24 protein-coding genes are annotated in these 20,345 nt (G+C 68.3%); 12 read left to right on the top strand and 12 right to left on the bottom strand.

All coding sequences use genetic code 11. The features are described from left to right. Window positions 1-8: 8 nt before the first annotated feature. The 3 genes from QRN21_RS09740 to QRN21_RS09730 form a co-directional block, all read right to left on the bottom strand. Window positions 9-599, bottom strand: coding sequence for a TetR/AcrR family transcriptional regulator (locus tag QRN21_RS09740; protein WP_285363842.1), 591 nt, complete (start codon window positions 597-599; stop codon window positions 9-11). A 99-nt stretch (window positions 600-698) separates the two neighbouring features. Then, a complete protein-coding gene (locus QRN21_RS09735; RefSeq protein ID WP_056276557.1) occupies window positions 699-1,058 on the bottom strand; it encodes a fluoride efflux transporter FluC in 360 nt (119 codons plus the stop codon). Beyond that, window positions 1,055-1,444: a fluoride efflux transporter FluC gene (locus QRN21_RS09730; protein ID WP_072590646.1), complete on the bottom strand. Its 390-nt coding sequence runs from the start codon at window positions 1,442-1,444 to the stop codon at window positions 1,055-1,057. Before QRN21_RS09730 ends, QRN21_RS09735 begins: the two co-directional genes overlap by 4 nt. A gap of 86 nt (window positions 1,445-1,530) precedes the next feature. On the opposite strand from QRN21_RS09730, the gene QRN21_RS09725 reads away from it, so the two are divergent. Further along, window positions 1,531-3,060 carry an FAD-dependent oxidoreductase gene (locus QRN21_RS09725; protein ID WP_285363840.1) on the top strand — a complete coding sequence of 510 codons (1,530 nt, stop codon included), beginning with the start codon at window positions 1,531-1,533 and terminating at the stop codon, window positions 3,058-3,060. A gap of 3 nt (window positions 3,061-3,063) precedes the next feature. On the opposite strand, the gene QRN21_RS09720 is transcribed toward QRN21_RS09725, so the two are convergent. From QRN21_RS09720 to QRN21_RS09710, 3 genes are all read right to left on the bottom strand, one after another. Next, window positions 3,064-3,888 (bottom strand): nitroreductase family protein, encoded by an 825-nt coding sequence (locus tag QRN21_RS09720; RefSeq protein ID WP_053098629.1) that lies wholly within the window; start codon window positions 3,886-3,888, stop codon window positions 3,064-3,066. 4 nt (window positions 3,889-3,892) lie between these two features. Next, entirely contained in the window at window positions 3,893-4,267 is a 375-nt protein-coding gene (locus QRN21_RS09715; protein ID WP_056276548.1) for a hypothetical protein, read from the bottom strand. 162 nt (window positions 4,268-4,429) lie between these two features. Next, window positions 4,430-5,218, bottom strand: a complete 789-nt coding sequence (locus QRN21_RS09710; RefSeq protein WP_285363837.1) for a MerR family transcriptional regulator — start codon at window positions 5,216-5,218, stop codon at window positions 4,430-4,432. A gap of 196 nt (window positions 5,219-5,414) precedes the next feature. Here QRN21_RS09710 and QRN21_RS09705 point away from each other — a divergent pair, with 196 nt between their 5' ends. The 8 genes from QRN21_RS09705 to QRN21_RS09670 all read left to right on the top strand — a co-directional run bounded on the left by QRN21_RS09705 (window position 5,415) and on the right by QRN21_RS09670 (window position 12,935). Then, window positions 5,415-5,624 carry a hypothetical protein gene (locus QRN21_RS09705; protein ID WP_198032368.1) on the top strand — a complete coding sequence of 70 codons (210 nt, stop codon included), beginning with the start codon at window positions 5,415-5,417 and terminating at the stop codon, window positions 5,622-5,624. A gap of 29 nt (window positions 5,625-5,653) precedes the next feature. Beyond that, window positions 5,654-6,409 carry an ATP-binding cassette domain-containing protein gene (locus QRN21_RS09700; RefSeq protein ID WP_285363836.1) on the top strand — a complete coding sequence of 252 codons (756 nt, stop codon included), beginning with the start codon at window positions 5,654-5,656 and terminating at the stop codon, window positions 6,407-6,409. Beyond that, on the top strand, window positions 6,406-7,827 hold the full coding sequence (locus tag QRN21_RS09695; protein ID WP_285363835.1) for a hypothetical protein: 1,422 nt from the start codon (window positions 6,406-6,408) through the stop codon (window positions 7,825-7,827). Before QRN21_RS09700 ends, QRN21_RS09695 begins: the two co-directional genes overlap by 4 nt. Next, entirely contained in the window at window positions 7,811-8,125 is a 315-nt protein-coding gene (locus QRN21_RS09690) for a hypothetical protein (RefSeq protein WP_285363833.1), read from the top strand. Before QRN21_RS09695 ends, QRN21_RS09690 begins: the two co-directional genes overlap by 17 nt. A gap of 1 nt (window position 8,126) precedes the next feature. Continuing rightward, window positions 8,127-8,648 (top strand): hypothetical protein, encoded by a 522-nt coding sequence (locus tag QRN21_RS09685; protein ID WP_285363831.1) that lies wholly within the window; start codon window positions 8,127-8,129, stop codon window positions 8,646-8,648. 85 nt (window positions 8,649-8,733) lie between these two features. Then, window positions 8,734-11,199: a glycogen/starch/alpha-glucan phosphorylase gene (locus QRN21_RS09680; protein ID WP_056276522.1), complete on the top strand. Its 2,466-nt coding sequence runs from the start codon at window positions 8,734-8,736 to the stop codon at window positions 11,197-11,199. 273 nt (window positions 11,200-11,472) lie between these two features. Continuing rightward, the gene (locus tag QRN21_RS09675) at window positions 11,473-12,312 is read left to right on the top strand and encodes a DUF4097 family beta strand repeat-containing protein (protein WP_053098620.1); all 840 of its coding nucleotides are present in this window, start codon (window positions 11,473-11,475) and stop codon (window positions 12,310-12,312) included. Next, complete coding sequence (locus tag QRN21_RS09670; protein WP_053098619.1) at window positions 12,309-12,935, top strand: PadR family transcriptional regulator; 627 nt, start codon at window positions 12,309-12,311, stop codon at window positions 12,933-12,935. The genes QRN21_RS09675 and QRN21_RS09670 overlap by 4 nt, the downstream gene beginning before the upstream one ends. Window positions 12,936-13,041: 106 nt before the next feature. Here QRN21_RS09670 and QRN21_RS09665 read toward each other — a convergent pair whose 3' ends face one another. Further along, window positions 13,042-13,584, bottom strand: a complete 543-nt coding sequence (locus tag QRN21_RS09665; protein ID WP_053098618.1) for a universal stress protein — start codon at window positions 13,582-13,584, stop codon at window positions 13,042-13,044. 149 nt (window positions 13,585-13,733) lie between these two features. Between QRN21_RS09665 and QRN21_RS09660 the strand changes: the two genes are divergently transcribed. Both QRN21_RS09660 and QRN21_RS09655 read left to right on the top strand, forming a co-directional pair. Next, window positions 13,734-13,922 carry a DUF3073 domain-containing protein gene (locus QRN21_RS09660; RefSeq protein WP_042537993.1) on the top strand — a complete coding sequence of 63 codons (189 nt, stop codon included), beginning with the start codon at window positions 13,734-13,736 and terminating at the stop codon, window positions 13,920-13,922. Window positions 13,923-14,054: 132 nt separating this feature from the next. Next, window positions 14,055-14,876: an MOSC domain-containing protein gene (locus QRN21_RS09655; protein WP_285363828.1), complete on the top strand. Its 822-nt coding sequence runs from the start codon at window positions 14,055-14,057 to the stop codon at window positions 14,874-14,876. Window positions 14,877-14,925: 49 nt separating this feature from the next. Here QRN21_RS09655 and QRN21_RS09650 read toward each other — a convergent pair whose 3' ends face one another. Genes QRN21_RS09650 through purM form a run of 3 tightly spaced genes read right to left on the bottom strand, consistent with a single transcriptional unit; the run spans window position 14,926 to window position 18,839 of the window. Next, window positions 14,926-16,233: an MFS transporter gene (locus QRN21_RS09650; RefSeq protein ID WP_056276518.1), complete on the bottom strand. Its 1,308-nt coding sequence runs from the start codon at window positions 16,231-16,233 to the stop codon at window positions 14,926-14,928. Next, complete coding sequence (gene purF / locus QRN21_RS09645) at window positions 16,230-17,702, bottom strand: amidophosphoribosyltransferase (protein WP_053098615.1); 1,473 nt, start codon at window positions 17,700-17,702, stop codon at window positions 16,230-16,232. The genes QRN21_RS09650 and purF overlap by 4 nt, the downstream gene beginning before the upstream one ends. Before the next feature lie 6 nt (window positions 17,703-17,708). Further along, on the bottom strand, window positions 17,709-18,839 hold the full coding sequence (gene purM / locus QRN21_RS09640; protein WP_053098614.1) for a phosphoribosylformylglycinamidine cyclo-ligase: 1,131 nt from the start codon (window positions 18,837-18,839) through the stop codon (window positions 17,709-17,711). Between the two features lie 62 nt (window positions 18,840-18,901). Between purM and QRN21_RS09635 the strand changes: the two genes are divergently transcribed. After that, on the top strand, window positions 18,902-19,534 hold the full coding sequence (locus QRN21_RS09635) for a hypothetical protein (RefSeq protein ID WP_053098613.1): 633 nt from the start codon (window positions 18,902-18,904) through the stop codon (window positions 19,532-19,534). A 15-nt stretch (window positions 19,535-19,549) separates the two neighbouring features. On the opposite strand, the gene QRN21_RS09630 is transcribed toward QRN21_RS09635, so the two are convergent. Both QRN21_RS09630 and QRN21_RS09625 read right to left on the bottom strand, forming a co-directional pair. Beyond that, the gene (locus QRN21_RS09630; protein ID WP_053098612.1) at window positions 19,550-19,864 is read right to left on the bottom strand and encodes a hypothetical protein; all 315 of its coding nucleotides are present in this window, start codon (window positions 19,862-19,864) and stop codon (window positions 19,550-19,552) included. A gap of 65 nt (window positions 19,865-19,929) precedes the next feature. Continuing rightward, window positions 19,930-20,301 (bottom strand): sterol carrier family protein, encoded by a 372-nt coding sequence (locus tag QRN21_RS09625; protein ID WP_056276513.1) that lies wholly within the window; start codon window positions 20,299-20,301, stop codon window positions 19,930-19,932. Window positions 20,302-20,345 lie beyond the last annotated feature (44 nt).

Genomic DNA, 20,345 nt, shown 5'->3' with positions numbered 1-20,345 from the left:
TCTGCGGGTCAGGCGGATGCTGCGGCGGTGGGTGCGGAGGTGGACGCCTGAGGAGTGAGGATCCCGGCGAGGGCGTCGCGGATGAGCTCTTCGTCGAGCGGCTCGTCGTGGATCTGAGAGTGCCAGAGTACGCCGTCGATGAAGACGGCTGCGGCCCTGGCTCTGTCGACCCCGTGAACGGGCGCGATGAAGCCGACGATCTCGTCGGACCACAGTCGCGCGAACTGCCGGACGCGCGGGTCATGCACCGCGGCGGTCACGACGGCGCGGTCGGCCTGGACTGCGCGTGCGTCCTCGAGCCCGCGGCGCACGAGGCGCGCGAGCCCCTCCGGGGTCACTCCCTCGATCACGACGGCCCGTCGTGTCGCGTCGATGCGCGCCTCGATCTCGGCGGCCAGAGCTCCGATCGCCGCTTCACGCAGATCGTCGAGCGTGGCGAAGTACTGCGTCGTCGAGCCCAGCGGCACTCCGGCCCGGGCTGCGACCTTGCGGTGGGTGAGTGCGTCGACGCCGATCTCGACGATCAGCTCGGCTGCCGCGGTGATGATCTCGCGACGGCGCGCTTCAGGATCGCGGCGGCGGCGCGTGCCATCGCTCATCCTGACCCCCAGCGCGATCATTCCTGTACGGGCGTACATGTACGTTTGTACATTCTGCATCGCGAAGCTGAGGGTTCGCCCGGATCCCGGCGTCCACGGTCAGAGCGTCGACCCGAGCGCCAGCCCGAGACCAGCGGCGATCAGCCCGAGCAGCAGCATCCCGATGGCGTTGACAGCGGATGCTCTGCGCTGACCGTCTCGCCACAGCACGACGGTGTCGAGCATGGCGGTGCTGAACGTCGTGTATCCGCCGAGAAGACCGGCCCCGACCACGAACGACTCGGACGGCAGTGCCGTGGTCAGCAGGCCCAACGCGAACGATCCGGTGAGATTGACGACGAGGATGCCCCAAGGGAGGCGGCGTCCGACGACCTTCGAGACACCGAGGTCGATGACGTACCGGAGGAGGGCTCCCACCCCTCCGGCGAGCGCGGCCGCGACGAACAGCAGCGGAGTCATGCCCTCCCTCCCGCAGGGAGCGTCGGTCGACGCGGGCGTCCGAGTCGCAGGCCCGCCGCGGCGGCGGCGAGTCCCAGGACCAGACTGGCGGCCGCATACGCGAATGCGAGCACCGGGGCGTCGCCCCAGAGCGCGACCGTTCCGGTCATGAACGCGCTGTAGGTCGTGAAGCCGCCGAGCACGCCCGTGCCGAGCAGCAGTCTGAGCTCCGTGGCGCCGGGCAGGCGCGCGGCGAGAACGCCGATCAGGAGCGATCCGAGCACGTTCACGACGATGGTCGCGAGAGGCACGCCCCCGACATCCGGCATCAGCAGACCGATCGCGAGCCGAGCGGCGGTGCCGATGCTCCCGCCGACGAAGACGAGGAGCAGGCGGCGAAAGGTCACGCGGCAACTCTATCCGCGCCATTGCAACGCATCCCTCGAATGTCAACCCGTTGGGCGAAGCCGGTCGGCAGGCGAAGACTGAGGCCATGAAGCCACTGTGGAAGCTCGACCGGACCCCGCCCACCGGCACACCGTTCGACCCCGGCGCACGACACGACGTGATCATCGTGGGTGCGGGCCTCACCGGCCTCAGCACGGCGGTCATGCTCACGCGCGCCGGTCTCGACGTCGCCGTGATCGAGGCGGGATCCGTCGCCGAGCTCGCGACCGGCGGCAACACCGGCAAGCTCACCCTGCTGCAGGGGAAGCGTCTCGCCGAGATCCGCAAGCACCACTCCGCGGCGCTCGTGCAGGCCTACGTCGAGGGAAATCGCGAGGGCATGGACTGGCTGGTCGGCTTCGCCGATCATGCGGGAGTCAGCTACGAGCGGCGGATAGACCACTCGTACGCGCAGGACGCCGGCGGCATCGACTCGGTGCGCGAAGTGCACGAGGCGGCGCGGGAGGCGGGCCTCGAGACCAGGATGCTCACGCGAGGAGAGCTGGCCGGTGCGGCCTTCCCCGCAGCGGGAGCCGTGGCGCTCGACGACCAGGTGACCATCGATCCGGCACTCGTCACCCACGCGCTCGCGGACGAGCTTCTCTCCGCCGGAGGAACCCTGCACACCGGCGTCCGGGTCACGGCGACGCATGCGCTGCCCGACCCTCGAGTCGAGACGCTGCTGGGCCCGATGTTCGCCGATCACATCGTGATCGCGACCGGGTACCCGATCCTCGACCGGGGACTCTACTTCGCGAAGATGCGCGCCTTCCGCTCGTACTGCGTCTCGTTCCGCCTCCCCGGCGGCGTGCCGGACAGCACGTTCATCTCGGTCGACAGCCCCACGCGCTCGATCCGCCCGGTGTCGGATGCGGACGGCCCCGGCGGTCCTGCGCGACTGGTGGTCGGCGGAAACGGCCATTCCGTCGGACGCTCGGACGGCGAGACCGCCGCCGTCGACGACCTGGTCGAGTGGACGAGGCGGTACTTCCCGGATGCCGAGGAGACCCACCGCTGGTCTGCCCAGGACTATCAGTCGAACAACCAGATCCCGTTCGTCGGCGCCATGCCCCGGGGTCTCGGCCGCATCCGCTTCGCGACCGGGTACGCCAAGTGGGGCCTGTCGAACGCCCCCGCCGCCGCCCTGCGTCTCACCGCGGAGATCCTCGGTGCGAACTGGCACGACCGACCGTCGTGGATGGTCAAGATCGGCACGAGGCTCACCGTGCCGGCCGATCTGGCCCGCGGGGCCATCGAGGGCGCCAGGGTCGCTGCCGCCGCGACGACCGGGTGGGTCGACGCCGAGCGTCGCCCCGTGCCGGTCCCGCAGCCGGCAGAGGGCGAGGGCGTGGTCGCGAACCGCAGCGGCCGACCCGTGGGCATCTCGACGGTCGACGGCGTCACTCGGGCCGTCTCGGCCGTGTGCCCACACCTCGGAGGCGTGCTCGACTGGAACGACGCCGAGTGCACGTGGGACTGCCCGCTGCACGCCTCGCGCTTCACGGCGGACGGCACGCGCATCGAGGGGCCGGCGCTGCAGGACCTCAAGCCCCTGCCCCGCAAGGTCGGCGGCTGAGGCTCAGCCCGCCGTCGGCGCTCCGGCGCCCGGCGGCGGCGCGTCCCATCCCTGCTGCGGCTGGTCGCAGTTCTCGCGGAACACGTACTGCGAGGCGAGCTTGCGCTGATGGCTCGACCAGTCGATGGCCGGGCGGCGCTGCTCGGGCGGCAGATAGCCGAGGCGGTACACCGCCATGAGCTCGAGGTCGTCCGGCACGCGCAGCAGCTTGACGATCTCGTCCCACTGCCCAGGGACCTCCATCGGGAACGAGATGAACTGGATGCCCATGCCGAGCTCGACCGTGGTGAGCCAGACGTTCTCCATCGCCGCGCCCATGCTGAACACCGAGTAGAACGACGACAGCTGGCCCGGTCGGTATTCGCTGCGATCGAGCATCACGCCGAGCAGCAGCGGCGATCCCGCGACGAGCTTGTGATTCTCCTCCCCGAGGGTCTTCGGCACCCCGAACGTGTTCATCAGCTTCTGGCCGCGCTTGGTGAACACCTGACTCGTGAACGGGCGGAGGGCCGCGGGGAGCTTGTCGAACAGCATCCCGCTGCGCTTCTCCTCCATCTCGGCCTGGCTGAAGCGGAAGTACGGCTTGTAGCGTTCGAAGAACGTGCCGTTCGACATCGCCTCGGTCATGCTGTCGCCCGAGATGCGGGCGATCTTGTCGATCGTGTCGCGGTTCTCGACGACCACGAACCGCCACGGCTGGCTGTTCAGCTGCGACGGCGCCCGACCTGCCGCCTCCAGCAGGATGCGCTGATGCTCCTCCGATACCGGGTCGGGCAGGAAGGGCCCGTTCGTGGTCTTGCGGCGGCGGATGGCGTCGAGCAGTTCCATGCGTTCACTTCCGGTCGGTGGCGAGGCGCGAGCAGACGAGGCCCGCGACGATGAAAGGGGCTGCGGCGAGCGCGACGAGCGGATGCCGTCGGCTGTGCGTGCCGAGATACGGGATGGCGGCGAGCGGCGCGGCGGCGGGCGCGAGGGCCAGGGCCGCGCGACGGCTCGCGTGCTTCGGCCGGCCCCAGAGGATCGCCGAGAACGCGGCGGCCGAAGTGGCGCACGTCGCGATGTAGATCGCATGGTGCAGCCAGCGGAAGCTGCTCGTGTCGATGAGTCTCGCGGCGACGGCCGAACCGAGGGCGACGTTCGCGGTGTAGGCGACGGCCGCCGCCGCGAACAGCGGCGCGGCATCCGTGCGTCTGCGTCGGTGGCCCATGCCATGACCCTACGCCCACCTCCGGCATCCGCTCCCGGCCTTGATCCGGTGTCCGCACTTGTGCAATGCCGTGACTCCCGTGCGGGGTCGAGAACACATCGGAATCGGGTGATTCGGATGCGCTCTCGACCCCGCGGCGACCGGCGAAGGCGGTGCAGCGGGTTACAGGTTGCCGTCCGCGTAGATGCGGAGCGCGTCGCGGACGAACTCGGCGCCCTGCGTTCCGCTGGCGGACGTGGCGTAGTTCGCGCCGAAGCGCGGGTCCGCGACGTACATCTCGCCGAGGCCGATGACGTACGCCTTGACGTCGCCGCCGGGCACGGCCGCGGGAGTGCCCGGGATGCCGGTCAGCCACTCGACGTGACGGCGGGCGATGTCCTGAGCCTCGGCGGACGCCGGATCGATGCCGCTCTCGGCGGCAGCTGTCCAGTCCCGGCCGAGGTCGGAGACGCGCTGCTGCCAGTCGGCGCGATCGGCGTCGGTCATCCCGCGCCACCAGCGGTCGCTGTCGGCGTAGGTCTTCCGACCCCAGCGCTGCTCGACCTCCTCCTTGTAACGGGTGTGGTCGAAACCGTCGAACATGTTCTCTGCCATGAGTTCTTCACCTCCTCTCAATGCGTTGATGGTGTTCTCGACCGACGCGATCTGCCGCGCCAGTCGGTTCTGTTCCTCGCGCAGCAGCTCGAGGTGCGTCTCCAGCGCGGATTCCTCGCTCTGCCGTGCGTTCACCGGGTCGAGCACCTCGGCGATCTGCGGCAGACCGAGTCCGAGCTCGCGCAGCAGCAGAATGCGCTGCAGGCGCACGAGCGCCGCCTCGTCGTAGTGCCGGTAGCCGTTGTGCGCGATGCGCGAGGGCGGCAGCAGGCCCACGTCGTCGTAGTGACGCAGGGTTCTGCTCGTGGTGCCCGCGAGACGGGCGATGTCCTGGATCGACCATTCGCGACCGGCCATCTCGTCTTCCTTCCCTGGAACTGATGATGACTCCACGGTAGAAGTTGACGCTGCGTCAATGTCAAGTGAATCCACGCATGTCAGCATTCTGCACTCGAATGACTAGCTTTCGTGACGCAGCAATGACAGCCTCCGTGTGTAACGACAAAACGGAGGTGGACAGATGTCCCTAATGGCGGCAATGGAGCCGATGCTGATGAAGCGCCGCGCACAGGACGCACTGGATGAGGCGATCCTGCGTCTCGATGCCTGGTGGCTGGTGGTGATCGCGGCGATTCTCGTGTTCGGCGTCGCGTTCCTGGCAGCGCTGGCGCTGTGGTGCTTCTTCAAGGCGGGTGGCAGGCGCTTCACCGGCAACTGGCAGTGGGGCAAGAGCGGCGTCTCAGTGTGGATCGAATGCGTCTAACCCCTCGTCGCTTCCGGACTTCGACCCCGATGTCCGGAAGCGGCGGCTTCGCACCGGACCCGCGCGTCCTCCTCGACGTCTCATCGGTCTCGTTCGCCTACTCGAAGCGCGCTCCGGCGCTCCGTGATGTGTCGTTCGCGATCGAGCGCGGCGAGAAAGTGGGTCTCGTCGGACCCAACGGATCGGGCAAGTCGACGCTCATCCGCCTCACCGCCGATCTGCTGCAGCTCGGCCAGGGGAGCATCCGCATCACCGGGCGCCCTCATCAGGACCGCGCATCGCGCGAGCAGCTGGCTTTCATCGCGAGCAACGACTATCTGCCGCAGTTCCTGACCGGGCGCGAGTACCTCGATCTGATGCTCCGCCTCTATCGCCACCGTGCCGACCCGACCAGGGCCGACGAACTCCTCAGCCGCTATCAGATGGAGGCGCGTCAGTTCGACCTCATCGAGGACTACTCGCACGGCATGCGCAAGAAGATCCAGCTCATCTCGACGCTTCTGCTCGAGCGCCCGCTCACGATCATCGACGAGACGCTCAACGGCGTCGACGTCGATGCGCTCTTCGAATTCGAGACGGATGCATCCCGGATCGGAGGGGCGAGGGGGCTGCTGCTGTGCAGCCATGACTTCCGTCTTCTCGAGGCCGTGTGCGACCGCATCATCGTGCTGCGTCGCGGAGAGATCGCCTTCGACCTCCCGCTCCCCCGCATCCTGCGCGAATTCGGCTCGGTCGACTCCCTCGTCAAGACCGCGATCGCGCAGCCGTCGAGGGCGGTGGAATGACTCCCGCCCTGCAGCTCGCCGGCTTCCTCTCGGTGTTCCTCGTCAGGCGCATCGCTCGTCGGGGCGTGCTGCGCCTGCCGTCGGCGCGCTGGACGATCGCTCTCGCCGGTCTTGCCGCTTTCGTCGGCTTCTGCGCGTTCGGGGTGGTGATCCTCCGCCAGATGATCAGCGAGCCCGAGCAGCTCTCGCCGCTTCTGCGCGTCGTCGGCGTGTCCACCCCGCTGTGGGTCCTGACGGTCTTCACGGTCGTGCGCGTGCTCTTCATGAAAGCGAGCGATCTGGTCGAGCTCACGTTCTCTTTCCCCCTGACCAATCGGGCGCGAACGCTGGGATTCATGCTCTTCGAGTCGCTGGTCGTGGGCCTCGGCGTGATGCTCATGCTCGGCGCGTTGGTCACCGGCACGATCTCGATCGGCGGATTCGGGATCCTCGATCAGGTCATCACCTGCCTGGTCATGCCCTCGACCGTCGCCTATCTCGTCGCGAGCGTCTACTACCTGGGCCTCGAGCGACTGCTGCTGCGTCTGCGGCTGGCGAGGCTCCGGGCGTTCCTCGTGCCGGTGGTGCTGGCGGCCACGCTTGTCGCCCTCTACCTCGGCGTGTCGACGCAGTCGGAATCCGTGCTCTTCGCGGCGGTCGGCCAGGGCGACGACTACTTCGCGGTGCAGCTGCTCTTCGCCGACATCGCCGCGAGTCACGGGATCATGGCGGCCACGGGCATCTGGCTGGCCATGCTGGCGCTGCTGGTCTGCGCCGTCTTCGCGATCGCGCCTCGGCAGTTCGATCCGACCCGTCGCTTCGCGATCGTGCCCCGCCTGTTCGGCCCCACGGAGTTCGGCGCGTACTTCGCCGCCCACATCAGGGGAATCGAGACGGTGACGGTCTGCGGCATCTCCCTCGCAGGCTCCTACGCGCTCTTCCTCGCCGACATCCGACTCCCGCCGATCCTGCTGCTGGCCGTCACCGTGCAGTCCGTGTACGCCTACGTCTCGACGGAGCCCCTGCGGGCGTGCGGTCCGCGCCGTCATGGTCCAGGCATGCGGTACGTGCTCGTGATCGGACCCCAGCTGGCGACCCTCGCGATCATCGCACCTCCGATCAGCATCCTGTCCGCTCTCACCGGGGCGAGGCTCGACGAGATCCTCTCCGTCGTCGGCTTCGCGGTGTCGAACGTCATCGTGCTCACCCTCGCCGGCATCGCCTTCCCGCCCGAGAAGGGCAACCCCTTCTCGGTCATCGCGGGAGCCGCCGTCGCCGGCCTCGTGACGGGCACGATCATGCTCGGCACCAACCTCCTGGGTCTTCCCCCACAGTTCACGGTCGGAGTGATGCTCGCGCTCACCCTGATCGCCGCCGCACTCTCCATCGCAGGGATGGACAGGATAGAAAGGACCTCTCGTCATGAAGTGGTTGTTTAGGGCCGCCATCAGCGTCGTCGGAGCGCTCGTCGTCATCGCGGGATCCGCCGTCACGGCCGCGATCTGGCTGATGTTCAGCGGAGGATCCGCCGAGGGCCGACGCCTGGGATTCTTCGACTCGGTCTTCGTCGACGTCCGGCAGAGCGCCGAGGGCGCGGTACAGCTCGGCACCGGCATCAACGATCCCCTTCCGCTGATTCTCGGAATGATCGTGGTCGCCGTATTCATCCTCGCCGTGTTCGTCGTGCACGACGGCCTTCTCGAACGGAAGAGGCAGCTCCTCGCCGAGGCCGACTGACATGTGGTCGGTCAGTGCGTCGCGCATCGATGGGGTTCTGGTCTGCCGATGGCTGCTGCTCGCCGCCTGGCCGATGAACACCGTGTTCGCGGTTCTGCTCACCGCGACCGTCGCTCTGGGCGCGATCACCGGGCAGCCCGCGATCGTCGAGGCCGCACTGATGATCGCAGTCCACTACGCCGCCGGCCTCGGCGGGTCGTTCGCGCTGCATGAACTCGGGCACCTCGCCGTGCTGTCCCGGGCGACCGGCGTCACGGCGATCACGCTCGAGCGCTCGCTGTGGAGGACGTCGATCAGTCCGCACGGCCGAGTCGGCGACCGGGACGCCGTGCTCGCCGCCCTCGCGGGTCCTGGCGCGTGCGTCGTCGTCGGAGCCGCCCTGTGGCTGCTCGCGCCGGGACTCCAGCTGCACGGGTGGTACCTGGCGCATGCCGTGTTCCTCATTCCGGTCTTCAACGACGGCCGGATCCTGTGGTCCGTCAGTCGGGCTCGCCGCACCGCCTCCTCGCGGGCGGTCGAGTGACGCCAACCGATATTCTTCATCCGCTCGTCACACGTTGTGGCCCCACCATCGCTACGGTCGACACGTGCCCGAATCACACTCCGCCATGCATCCGCTCGCCCTCGCTCCGGTGATCGCTCCCCCGAGCACCGTCGACGAATTCGTGAAGCGATTTCTGCACAACCTCAATCTCGAGCGCGGCGTCGCACTGTCGGCATCGAGCGCGAACGACCGCTATCTCGCGCTCGCGCACACGGTGCGCGACTACCTGATGGCTCGCTGGCTCGAGGATCTGCGTCACCAGAAGGAGACGCAGGCGAAGGGCGTCTGCTATCTCTCGGCGGAGTACCTGCTCGGTCGCCAGCTCGACAACAATCTGCTCGCGGCCGGTCTCACCGACATCGCCGACGAGGCCCTCGCCGCGTGCGGCGTCTCGCTCGACGACCTGCGCGCGCACGAGGTCGAGCCCGGTCTCGGCAACGGTGGGCTCGGGCGCCTCGCGGCCTGCTTCGTCGACTCGCTCGCCACGATGGGCGTGCCCAGCATCGGATACGGCATCCGCTACGAGTACGGGATCTTCCGACAGACGTTCGTCGACGGCCAGCAGGTCGAACAGCCCGACTCCTGGCTCACGCTCGGTTCGCCGTGGGAGTTCGCCCGTCCCGAAGACGCACAGACCATCGCGTTCGGCGGCCACACCGAGAAGTACGACGACGACGGCATCACGCGCAGCCGCTGGGTGCCGGCGTGGAACGTGCAGGCGGTGCCGTACAACTACATGGTCCCTGGGTTCCGCAACGGGCGGGTCAACACCCTGCGCCTGTGGAGCGCCGTCGCCACCAGCGCGTTCGACCTGCGCATCTTCAACTCCGGCGACTACGAAGAGGCGGTGCGCGCGCAGACCTACGCCGAGACCATCTCGAAGGTGCTCTACCCCGAGGACTCCACGCCGCAGGGCAAGGAACTGCGTCTGCAGCAGCAGTACTTCTTCGTCGCCGCGTCGATCCACGACTTCCTCGACAACATGCTCGCCGACGGCTTCGAGCTCGCGAACCTCCCCGACCGCGTGATCTTCCAGCTCAACGACACGCACCCGGTGATCGCTGTGCCCGAGTTCATGCGGGTGCTCGTCGACGAGAGGCATCTCGAGTGGGATGCCGCGTGGGCCATCACGCAGCAGTGCTTCGCCTACACGTGCCACACACTGCTTCCGGAGGCGCTGGAGGTGTGGCCGGTCGAGCTGCTCGGACGCCTGCTGCCCCGCCACCTCGAGATCATCTATCGCATCAACGACGAGTTCCTCGTCGCGGTGCGCGAGCGGTTCGGCGATGACGAGATGCTCGTGCGCAACATGTCGATCATCGCGGAGCACCCGGTCCGCTCGGTGCGCATGGCATACCTGGCGACCGTCGCGGGCGCCAAGGTCAACGGCGTCGCCGAACTGCACTCGCAGCTGCTGCGCGACAAGGTGCTGAGCGACTTCGATGCGTTCTTCCCCGACAAGTTCACGAACGTGACCAACGGCGTGACGCCGCGGCGCTTCCTCCGCCTCGCCAATCCCGAGCTCTCGTCGCTCATCACCGCGGCGATCGGCGAGGGCTGGACCACCGATCTGGAACGCCTGCGCGAACTCGAGCCCTTCGCCGATGATGCCGAGTTCCGCGCCGCGTTCGCCTCGGTGAAGGCCGCCAACAAGCGCCGCCTGAGCGACGTGCTGCGCGAACGCGACGGTGTCGAGATCAGCGACGGCCACATGCTGGATGTGATGGTCAAGCGCCTGCACGAGTACAAGCGTCAGCTGCTCAAGGTGCTGCACATCGTCACCACCTACGAGGGGGTGATCTCCGGACGCCTCGCAGTGTCGGATGTCGTGCCGCGCACCGCGATCTTCGGGGCGAAGGCGGCTCCCGGCTACGCGATGGCGAAGCGCATCATCCACCTCATCAACGCGGTCGGCGAGGTCGTGAACACCGACCCTCGGCTGGAAGGCCGCCTCACGGTCGTCTTCCCTCCGAACTACAACGTGACGCTAGCCGAGCGGGTCATCCCCGCCGCCGACCTGTCGGAGCAGATCTCGCTCGCAGGCAAGGAGGCGTCGGGCACCGGCAACATGAAGTTCGCGCTGAACGGCGCGCTCACGATCGGGACGGACGACGGGGCGAACGTCGAGATCCGCGAGCTCGTCGGAGACGACCATTTCTATCTGTTCGGCATGAGCGAGCCCGAGGTCGAGGCGCTCAGCATCCGCGGTTACCGGCCGCAGGAGTTCTACCAGCACGACGAGGGACTCCGCCGGGCGATCGACCTGATCGCATCCGGGGCCTTCTCCCGCGGCGACCGCTCGGTGTTCGAGCCGGTCGTCTCGAATCTCCTCTACGAAGACCGCTTCATGGTGCTCGCCGACTATGCGTCGTACATCGAGGCACAGAGCAGAGTGGATGCCGCGTACGCCGACCAGGACGCGTGGAACCGCTCAGCGATCCTCAACGTCGCCCGCACCGGCTTCTTCTCGTCCGACCGTTCGATCCGTGATTACATCGACCGGATCTGGCACACCCCGCCTCTCGTCTGAGGCGTCCTCCCGGGCTGTCTCCTGTGTTTCAGGCCCGGTCGTCCAGACCGTGTGCAGGACCGAATCGTCCAGACCGTGTGCAGGACCGAATCGTCCAGACCGTGTGCAGGACCGAAGCACGTCTGCATGAACATCCCACACGGATTCTCCTGCAGACGTGCCGCGATCCTGCAGACGGGATGCTCGGAACACCCCCTTGACAGAGTCGAGATATATCGTGTTACTCTGTGCAGACACGATATATCGTGATCCCTCGAACCAGGAGAAGCAGACATGACCGAGAAGTGGCTCATCGCCCCCGGCGAAGAACGCGTCATCGACATCGAGAACGTCACCCGACTGAAGATCGGCCTGGTCGGCGGTCAGGTCGATGTCATCGCACACGACGAACCCGGCATCCGCATCGAGGTGCACGGCGTCACGACCAAGGACCTCCGCATCGAGGCGAACAACGGCGAGGTCGAGATCGACCACCCGCAGCTCGGCTGGGACAACTTCCTCGAGGTGTTCCGCAACTTCGGATCGGGCGGCCCCAAGGCCGAGGTGAGCGTCGCCGTCCCCCGCTCGATCGCCCTCAACCTCGGCGTCGTGAGCGCCGGAGCGCTCGTCTCGGGCATCCGCAACGACGCCCGCCTCAACACCGTCTCGGGCGACCTCATCGTCGACACCCTCATCGGCGACCTGACCGTCAACTCGGTCTCCGGCGACGTGCAGGTGCGCGGACTCACGGGATCGATCAGCGCGAACAGCGTCTCGGGCGATGTCGCAGTCACGGGCACCATCCGTCGCGCGACCGTCGACATCGTCTCGGGCTCGACACTGGTCGACGCCGCAGGCGATGTGAACACGATCAACGTCAACTCGGTCTCGGGCGGCACCACGGTGCGCCTCGACGAGTCGCTCGCTGCGAACTACGTCATCCGCTCGCTGAGCGGGCGACTGCTGATCGACGGCGTCGAACGCGGCTCCTCCGGCATCAACAACTACACCGGCTCGACGGGCGAGCTCGCCGGACGCTTTGTCGATCTGCGCGCCAACTCGGTCTCCGGCGGCGTGACCGTGCTGCGGCGCACGCCCGAGTCGATCACCGACGATGCGGAGTGGGAAGCATGAGCCCCGCAGTCTTCTCGCACGGCGACCTCAGGCTCTACCTGCTCTCGCTGCTCGCCGAGGCGCCGCAGCACGGCTACGGGATCATCCAGGCGCTGACCGATCGCACGGGCGGCACCTACACGCCGAGCGCCGGCACGATCTACCCTCGGCTTGCCAAGCTCGAGGAAGAGGGGCTGGTCACCAAGACGGTCGACGGTCGCACCACGATCTACGCGATCACGGATGCGGGACGCGCCGAGCTGGCATCTCGCGAGGGCGACCTCGCCGGAATCGAGGCCGGCCTGACCGACTCGGTGCGACTGATCGCCAACGAGGTGCGACAGAGCGTCAAGGAGGCCATGAAGAGCCTCCGCGCCGACCTCGCCACGGCGGAGAAGGATGACCGCGCTGCATCCAAGTCCCGTCCGCGGACGGCAGGCGACGACGAGCGCATCGTCACCCGTGAGGAGCTGCACCGAGCGGATGCCGTCATCAACGCCTTCCGCGCACGCGTGCGCACCGACCTCCGCACCCACGTGGCGAAGGGCGGCACGCTGCCGGCATCCGTCGTCTCGCAGCTGGAGGACGGCCTAGACGCCGCGGCGCGAGGCATCACCACCGCGCTGGCGTCACTCGGCCGCTGAGCTCAGCGGCCGACGCCTGCTGAGACGCTCGAAGCCCCTCCCGTCACACGACGAGAGGGGCTTCGGCCGTTCGCATCCCCAGGAACTCAGCGAGGGATGCCGAAACCTACTCGGTCCAGATCTCGGGCTGCTCGTCGGGCACGGGCTCCTGCAGCGGCACGACGAGCACCGACCGGTGCTGGCGGTGCGCGAGGCGGGCAGCGACGGACCCCGTGAAGAACTCGCGGATCGACTCTCCGATGCCGCGCTTGCGTGTGCCGACCACGATCAGCTGGGCGTCGAGCTTGTTCGCCAGCTGTTTGATGGCGAGCGCCGGATCGCCCACGAGCTGCCGGGCCGTCCATGTCAGGCCCGTTCCGTCGAGGGCCGCAGCCGCCTCCGCCTGCACGGCCTCGAACTCGGCCGTGCCGGCATCGAAGTTGATGTCGATGGGCGCCGAGTGCACGTAGCCGTCGGGGTCCTCATAGGTGACGAAGCGCGTGACGTCGACGTGTGCGACCACCAGCGGCACGCGGAGGAGCCGTGCGAATCGCGCCGCCTCTTCGATCACCCGTTTCGGCTGACCCGGCTGCATCCCGACGATCACGGCCTTCTGCAGTGTCGCGTTCTGCGCGGCCTCGTCGGAGGGCGTCGAGGTGTTGTCGGTCATGAGGATCGCTCCCTTCACCAGCTGCCAACGGGCCAGTGCGGTCTGGCCGCGTGCTATTCTGAATGCTACTCTTACCGGCCCTCAGCCGGTGTCGTGAATGACTCGGGCCAGTCGTTGCCCGCAGCTTAACTCGTGAGGGGGTCTCAGGCATGGGCCGTGGCCGTCAAAAGGCGAAACACACCAAGATCGCCCGCGAACTGAAGTCGTTCAGTCCGTCGGTGAACTACTCGGCGCTCGAGCGCGAACTCGCGCACCCGAGCGACGCTGAAGACGCATACGTCGACAAGTGGGCCGACGAGTATGCAGACGAAGACGAGGACGAACTCGAAAAGGCCTGACCGCCTCTTCGCTCGTCATCGATTCCCCCGTGCACCGCACGGGGGTTTCGTCGTGTCCGAAATCCCGGAACTCTCGGCATCCACGCCGGGCTCGTGACGGACGGACACCGCGTGCCCTGAGAGGATCGACCCATGGCCCGCGTCGTCTCCCTCTTCCGTCATCCGATCAAGGGCTTCACGCCCGAGTCGGTCGAGTCCCTCACCGTGCAGCCTGATGGGCGCATCGCCGGCGATCGGGTGCTGGCGTTCCGCTTCGCCGACGCGATCGCGCCGGAGTCTCGTGACGGACTCGACCACTGGCCGAAGGCGAAGGGACTCTCCCTGCAGGACTTCCCGGGCCTCGCGGCGTTGCGCACCGACTACGACGACGATCGGCAGCGCGTGCGGATCGAGCACGAGGGTTCCGTGCTCGTCGAGGCGGGACTCGATGACTCCGGTCGTGGCGAGCTCGCGGACGCGGTGACCGAGTTCGTGCTCGCGAGCCCGGAAGGCCGGCGGATCCGGCGCCCCGGACGACTGCCGCTCGTACTCGTCGGCGACGGTATGACGTCGAGGTTCCAGGATCGTGAGCGCGGCTACGTCTCCGTGCACAGTCGTGGCAGCGTCGACGCACTGAGCGACTCTCTCGGCTTCGGCATCGATGACCGCCGATTCCGCTCCAACGTCGTCATCGATGACGTCGCCCCCTGGTCGGAGCTCGACTGGGCCGGCGAGTTGAGCATCGGCGAGGTGACGTTCCGCACCGCGGGGCCGATCGTGCGTTGCCTCGCGACACACGCCAACCCCGACACGGGCGTTCGCGACGCGAAGGTGCTGACGACCCTCACGAGCGCCCACGGTCAGGACGAGCCGACTCTCGGCCGACTCCTTCTGCCGCCGCAGGACCCGGCCGATGCGTCAGCGCCGTGGGTCGGCGGCACGATCAGCGTCGGCGACCAGGTGCGAGCGCACTGACGGACCTCGGGCCCACGCCGATCCACCGGCGCCCCTTCACCGCCGCGAGTCACCAGCGACCGTGGCGACGCTCCCAGTCCTCTTCGATGGTGCGACGTCGACCGGCGATCCATCCGGCGGGGATCACCGCGATCAGAACCCCCACGAGCACCCACAGGGGAATCTCCCAGCTGTCGGTCATGTCGTGCAGCAGGCCGATCAGCAGCGGGAACACCGCGGCGACCGCGTAGCCGATGCTCTGCACGAAACCGCTGAGCGCCACCGCGCTCTCGGGCGTGCGGGCCCGGATGCTGAGCAGCACGAGGGCGAGCGGGAAGAGCCCGGGTGCGAGGCCGTAGAAGACCACCCACAGCGGCAGCGCCACCGTGGGCAGGAACAGGAATCCGAACAGCCCGATGAGCCCGCACGCGATCGAGATGAAGAACACAGGACGGGTCGCCTGGAACCGGACGATGAGAATGGGCACGAGCAGAGAGCACGGCAGGCCCATCAGGCCGAACAGCGAGAGCAGCAGCCCCGCGTTCGCCGGCGAGACCCCGCCCACGTCGATCATGATCGACGGCAGCCATGCGAAGGAGACGTAGGCCAGCGTCGACGACGACGCGAACACCAGCGCGATCGACCAGGCCATGGGCAGCCGCCACAGCCGACCGAAGACCCGCGGATTGGCGGGCGTCGTCGCGATCGGTCCGGTCGCCACGGACGCTGCGTCGTAGCCGTCGCGCTCGATCTCGGTCGCGGCGGACTCCGTACGCGCGGGAGCCGAGGCGACGGCATCCGCCCGGCTCGTGACGAGCATCGCCACCCAGGGCACGAGCGCGATCGCGGCGAACACGCCCCACAGCCCCAGCGACACCCGCCACCCGGCCGAGTCGGCGAGCGGCACTGCGACCAGCGGCGGCACGAACGTCGACACCGCCATGGTGGTCGAGTAGACCGTCATCATCAGGCCGAGGCGATCGGGGAAGTACTTCTTCACCAGCGGCGGCAGCAGCACGTTCCCCGAGCCGACGCCCGCGAACACCACTGCCGTCGCGGCGAGCAGCGATGTCGAGTCGACGGCGAGGCTGCGCAGCAGCAGCCCGGCGGCGATCAGGGCGATCGCCACGACAGCCACGCGCTCGAGTCCGAATCTCCGCTCGAACAGCGGCGTCAACAGCCCGAACACCGCGAAGCACACCGGCGGCGCGGCTCCGATCAGGCCGACGACGACCGACGAGACCGGGAAGTCGTCGGCGACGTGGTCGAGCACGGGCGACAGCGACGCCACGGCCGAGCGCAGCGAGAACGCGACCAGCACGATGCCGACCAGCGCGAGCGCACGGCCACGCCAGAGCGGCTGCGCACCCGAGGTCACGAGGTCTGCGACCCCTCCACCCAGGCCAGGTACTCGTCGGAGACCGTGCCGGTGACGTACCGGCCGTCGAAGCAGCTCATGTCGAGGTCGCTCAGCACGGATCCCTCGGTGATCGCAGCCTTGAGGTCTTCGACCTCCTGATAGACCAGGTGATCACAGCCCAGCTCGGCGGCGATCTCGGGGATCGTCCGGCCGTGGGCGATGAGCTCGTGACGCGACGGCATGTTGATGCCGTAGACATGCGGGTGACGCACCGGCGGAGCCGCGGAGGCGAACGTCACAGAGGTGGCACCGGCATCCCGGGCCATCTGGATGATCTCCTTCGACGTGGTCCCGCGCACGATCGAGTCGTCGATCAGCAGCACGTTCTTGCCCTGGAACTCGGTCGACATCGCGTTCAGCTTCTGACGCACGCTCTTCTTGCGCACGGCCTGCCCGGGCATGATGAAGGTGCGGCCGACGTAGCGGTTCTTGTAGAAGCCCTCGCGGTACTCGATGCCCAGCTTGCGGGCGACCTCCATGGCGGCGGGCCGGGAGGAGTCGGGGATCGGCATGACGACGTCGATCTTGTCCATCGGCACGTGCTTCGCGATCGTGTCGGCGAGACGGTCGCCCATGCGCAGGCGCGACTCGTAGACCGAGACGCCGTTCATGACCGAGTCGGGTCGGGCGAGGTAGACGTACTCGAACGCGCAGGGCGCGAGAGTGGTCTCCTTCGCACACTGCCGGCTGTGCAGCTCGCCCTCGTTGGTGATGAAGATCGCCTCACCGGGCTCGACCTCGCGCACGACCTCGTAGTCGGCGTTCTCGAGCACCAGCGACTCGCTCGCCACGACCCATTCGTCGCGGCCCTCTGCGCCGGGGACGGTCGAAGGACGACGGCCGAGGATCAGGGGACGGATGCCGAACGGGTCGCGGAACGCGAGCAGACCGTAGCCCGCGATCACCGCGATCACGGCGTACGCGCCCTCGATGCGCTCGTGCGTGCGCTCTACGGCCTCGAAGACGCGCTCGGCGTCGAGGTCGACCGTCGACGTCGTGTTCTGCAGCTCGCCGGCGAGGACGTTGAGCAGCAGCTCGGTGTCGCTCGACGAGTTGAGGTGACGGCGGTCGCGCTTGGCCATGTCGGCCGTGAGCTCGCGCGTGTTCGTCAGGTTGCCGTTGTGGATGAGGATGATGCCGTAGGGCGCGTTCACGTAGAACGGCTGCATCTCCTCTTCGTTCGACGCGGTGCCCTTGGTCGCGTAGCGCACATGACCGAGGCCGACGTTGCCGAGGAGTCCGCGCATGTCACGAGTGCGGAACGCCTCGCGGACCATGCCCTGCGCCTTGGCGTTGTGCATCACGCCGTTCGCCTCGGCGGTCGCGATTCCCGTTGCATCCTGACCGCGGTGCTGCAACAGCAGGAGTGCGTCGTAGATGTCCTGATTGACCGGGGCAGAGCCCACCATTCCGACGATGCCGCACATGGACTCTTACTTCGCTCCGTCCGCGTAGGCGCCGATCAGGCGCACCGCTCCACCGTCGACGCCCTTGGCGCCCTGTTCGAACTCTCCTGCCGGCCGCGCGCCGAAGCCCACGGTTCCGACCTGCCACGCGGGCATGCCGTCGGCCGCGAGCGCTGCGATCGCGGCATCCTTCTTGTCGGCTGCGACGATCGCGAGGAACCCGATTCCGAGGTTCCAGGTGCCCTCGGCGGACTCCAGCGTGGACCCGGCGATGTCACTGAGCACGCGGAAGACCGGGCTCGGCGACCAGGTGCTGCGGTCGACCTCGGCCCAGCTGCCCTGCGGGAGCACGCGCGCGAGGTTCGCCGCGATGCCGCCGCCGGTGACGTGGCTGAGCGAGTGGACCCCGCCCGAGCCTGTGCCGCCGCCGAGCTGCTCGATGAGGCGCAGCAGCGGGAGCGTGTAGAGACGAGTCGGCTCGAGCAGCGCCTCGCCCCACGTCTTGCCGAAGTCGGCGGCGTTGTCGCCGTAGCCGATGCCCGCGTTCGTGACGATGTGGCGCACGAGGGAATAGCCGTTGGAGTGCAGTCCGCTGGACTCGACGGCGATGACGACGTCGCCGTCCTGCACGCGGTCGGCCCCGAGGATGCCGTCGGCCTCGACGACTCCGGTCGCGGCTCCTGCGACGTCGTAGTCGCGCGGGCCGAGAAGACCGGGGTGCTCGGCGGTCTCGCCGCCGATGAGCGCGGTCCCCGTCGCGGTGCACGCCTCGGCGATGCCGCGCACGATGTCGGCGATCCGCTGCGGGAAGACCTTGCCGCACGCGATGTAGTCGGTCATGAAGAGCGGCTTGGCGCCCACCACGACGATGTCGTCGACGACCATGCCGACCAGGTCCTGGCCGATCGTGTCGTGCTTGTCGATGGCCTGCGCGATGGCGACCTTCGTGCCGACGCCGTCTGTGCTCGTGGCGAGCAGCGGACGACGGAAGTCGCGCAGCGCACTCGCGTCGAACAGTCCGGCGAATCCGCCGACACCGCCGAGCACTTCAGGGCCGTGCGTCGCGCGCACGGAGGACTTCATCAGCTCGACGGCGAGATCGCCCGCAGCGGTATCGACGCCGGCTTCGGAATAGGGATTGGTGGGGGAGGCAGCCACACCTCCAGCCTACCGCCCGCGGAGACCTCCTCTCCCCTCCCTCCATCTCCTACGATGGGGCCATGGCCGACAAGCCGCAGTGGTTGATCCGCGAGGACGCGAGCGTTCCGGTGCTCGTCGCGCTCGCGCTGCGGCAATCGCTCGGCATCCGCGCACCGGAAGATCTTCCGAGCCTGCGCGATCTGCCCGTCCGGGCACCGGATGCCGCCGAGGTGACGCCCGAGCTCGAGAAGCAGTGGCGCGACTACTGGGACATGACCGTCGAGCCCCGAGCGCATCCGTCCGGCGTGCCGCTCGAGCTCGTCGACGGGTTCGACACGCTGGTGGCGCTGCCGGCGACCGGTGCCGAACAGCTCGCCGAGGCGATCGCGCCGCATGCCGCATCGGCGATGCACTACGCCCGCGTCGCACACGATCGCTACGTGTCGTCGATCCACAGCTCGATCGCCAACCGGTCGGGTGGCGGGACGATCGGGGGCGAGTCGTATCGCGCCTATGCCAGCGCGATCGCCGAGTTCGAGCGCGAGATCGGTCGCCGTGCGCACTCGTTCGAACTCAACGTGCAGGTGCTGCCGTTCTCGCAGCGGGGGATCTGGTGGATCGGCGCGCTCACCGTCGCGGTGACCGACGGCCTGCGCCGCGACGTGGTCTCGTTCGACGCGGCGATCCGGCCCATCATCGCCGAACTGGCGTGACACCCCGGGGCGTGATCAGTCGTTCGCGATGATCGTCTCGTGCTCGACCCTGACGACGTGGTCGTGGCGACGCGCGACGCGTTCGAGGATCAGCGCGACGACGCTCGCGAGGGCGAAGCCGATCGGCACCGTCCACAGCAGCAGGAATCCGAACACCTGCCCTGGCGGGTAGACGACGTTGACCGCTTCGGACGGCTCGTAGCTGCCCATCATCGTCAGGATGCCGGCGGCGATGATGCCGAGCACGACGCCGATGCCCATGAACACGCCGAAGCGCGGCACGCGGCGGACGGTCGCCTCGACCGTCTGGGAGGAATCGTGGGAGGACATGCATCCATTGTCCCACCGTTGGCTGCGGGGCGCTCCCCCTCCTGCGCACTCAGCCGTGCGACGGGTCAGGGGCGCAGTGGCAGGACGTCCGAGAGATCTGCGCGGGTTCCGGAAGCGCTCACGCGCCCCGAGCCCGCCGCATCCGACCAGTGCTCCACGCCCGTCGCGACCGCGATCCAGGTCGCCGGGTCCATCTCGACGACATTCGGAGGGGTGCCGCGGGTGTGACGGGGGCCCTGGATCACCTGCACGGCACCGAACGGGGGCACCCGCACCTCGACGCTGTTGCCCGGGGCCTTCTCGTCGAGCAGCTGCAGCAGGTAGCGCACGGCGGTCGCGAGGGGAGCGCGTTGCGGCTTCTCACCTGCGGCATCCGCGCGCCTGACCTCGTCGAGGGCGGCGCGTCCGTCGATGATGTCGATCTTCCTGGAGGGCATGGAGAAAGGGTACGCCGAGGCGGGTGCGGCGTAGGCGGGGGTGC

The sequence above is a fragment of the Microbacterium sp. LMC-P-041 genome (genome assembly GCF_030209555.1).
GTDB lineage: Bacteria > Actinomycetota > Actinomycetes > Actinomycetales > Microbacteriaceae > Microbacterium.
Note: the sequence above shows the minus strand (reverse complement) of the source record. Positions and strands in the feature narration are given on the sequence as shown.